This window comes from Kocuria sp. SM24M-10, assembly GCF_001027955.1.
Lineage (GTDB): Bacteria > Actinomycetota > Actinomycetes > Actinomycetales > Micrococcaceae > Kocuria > Kocuria oceani.
Map to the genome: position 1 here is coordinate 1 of NZ_LDNX01000097.1, position 1983 is coordinate 1983.

2 protein-coding genes are annotated in these 1983 nt (G+C 66.1%); both read right to left on the minus strand.

What is annotated here, in order from left to right:
- Positions 1 to 16: 16 nt before the first annotated feature.
- Positions 17 to 1192, minus strand: coding sequence for an alcohol dehydrogenase catalytic domain-containing protein (locus ABL57_RS10915; RefSeq protein WP_082157393.1), 1176 nt, complete (start codon positions 1190 to 1192; stop codon positions 17 to 19).
- On the minus strand, positions 1189 to 1902 hold the full coding sequence (locus ABL57_RS10920; RefSeq protein WP_053004913.1) for a cytosine permease: 714 nt from the start codon (positions 1900 to 1902) through the stop codon (positions 1189 to 1191). The genes ABL57_RS10915 and ABL57_RS10920 overlap by 4 nt, the downstream gene beginning before the upstream one ends.
- Positions 1903 to 1983 lie beyond the last annotated feature (81 nt).

Here is a 1983-nt window from a genome sequence, read left to right on the forward strand (position 1 = left end):
GGCCCATGCCACGGGTTCAGTAGACGATGACCGACCGGCCGCGGGCGCCTGAGCGCATCTGATCGAACGCCGTATTGACCTCGTCCAGGCTGTGCCGCTGGGTGATCAGCTGATCGATGGGCAATTGGCCGGTGCGGTACAGTCCCGCCAGCATGGGGAAGTCACGGGCCGGAACGGTCGACCCGTAGTTCGAGCCCAGCAGACGTTGTCCGCTTTCAGCGAAGCTGAGCAGATCGAGTCCGATAGGGCTGTCCTGCGGGGGCAGGCCCACCACCACGGCGGTGCCGCCCAGTCGCAGAAGAGCGGGCATCTGCTGAATGGTCTCCGCCCGGCCGATGGCCTCGAAGGCATAGTCCGCGCCTTCACCGGTGATCCGACGGACTTCATCGGCGAGATCCTCGGTGCTGCGGCCTCGTGAGTTCACGAGGTGGGTGGCGCCGAAGCGTTCGGCCAGGTCGAGGGACTGCTCGTGGACGTCGACGGCGATGATCGGCTGGGCTCCGGCCAGCGCCAGCCCCATGATGATGCACAACCCCACTCCCCCGGCGCCGATGACCACCGCTGAGCGGCCCGGTTTGACCTCGGCATCGTTGACCACTGCCCCGAAGCCTGTTGCGACCGAGCAGCCGATCAGGGCCGCCACATCGAAGGGAACGTCCTTCGGGATCTTGATCGCCGCTTGAGCCGGTACCACGGTGTATTCGGCCATGGATCCCACGGCCAGGTAGGGGTAGACCGGTCGGTTGTTCTGGGACACGGCTGTGGTGCCATCGGGCAGCAGGCATTCATCCGCGCGGGAGCCGGTGCACACCCAGGTACGGCCTTCCCTGCAGGCTGCGCAGTGCAGGCAGGGATAGAACCAGGTCATCACGACGTGGTCTCCGGTCGTCAGCTCGGTGACCCCTTCACCTACTGCCTCGACGACGCCGGCGCCTTCGTGGCCCATCACTGTCGGCTGAGGAAGCGTCCAGTCGCCGTCGAGGACGTGGCGGTCCGAACCGCAGATGCCCGAGGCACCCAAACGGATGCGCACCTGTCCCGGCCCGGGGGCGGCCACCTGGACCTGTTGGATCTGTAAGGCGCTCGTGCTGCCGGCGTGGATCGCCGCCCGCACGGTGAGCGGTTGTGGGGCAGCGGGGTCCGCCGCCGCTTTGCTGTCTGTCCGGGGGTCTGCGGATGGGGTGTCTGTCATGCGTTTCCTTCCGTGGTGTTCACGCGGGTGGGCGCCGGACCTAAGTCGTTGGTCCGTGCGGATTTCGGCCCTGCGTCCGGTCGGTGCCGACGCTGGCGGTGCAGCAGCAGGGTGGTCAGGTAGTACACGAGCCCAGCCAGCAGGGCGGCCGGGAACGAGGCGGTGATCAGGGAGAAAGCTGATTCCGTCTCGAGCGTGATCGGGTTGTAGAGCCATAGGTAGAAGGAAGCCCCGGCGGCCACCCCGGCGAACCCGGCCCAGTTGATGCCAGCCGGATAGGCGTAGAGAGTGCCCTTCTGCGCCAGGTGCAACTCCCGCAGGTCCATCCGCTGGCGGCGCAGCACGAAGTAGTCCGCGATGGCCACGCCACAGATCGCCGTCAGGAAGGCCCCGGAGAAGGAGACAAACACCATGAACTGCTCGTACATGAACTGCGGGAAGAATGCCAGCACCGCTGGCAAGACGAAGAACGCGGCCGTGAGCACTTTCCACGGCACCCCTGCCAGCAGGCGACCGGAGGACTGCCGGATGGCCAGGATGGTGGAGTACACGATCGATGACATCGAGGTGATGTTGGCGAAGGCGATGAACACCAGCACCGCCACACCCAGTACGGGGCCACCGAACGGCACCATCCACAAGGTCGGGTCAGAGTCTCCCAAGGTCAAGGCTGCTCCCATGCCGACGACCTGCGCGATCACGGTGGCCACGAGAAGTCCTCCGCGGAAAGTGTCAAGGCGGGTGAGACAGATTCCGTCAGGCGGTCTGTATGAGGGCCTCCTGTGAGGGCT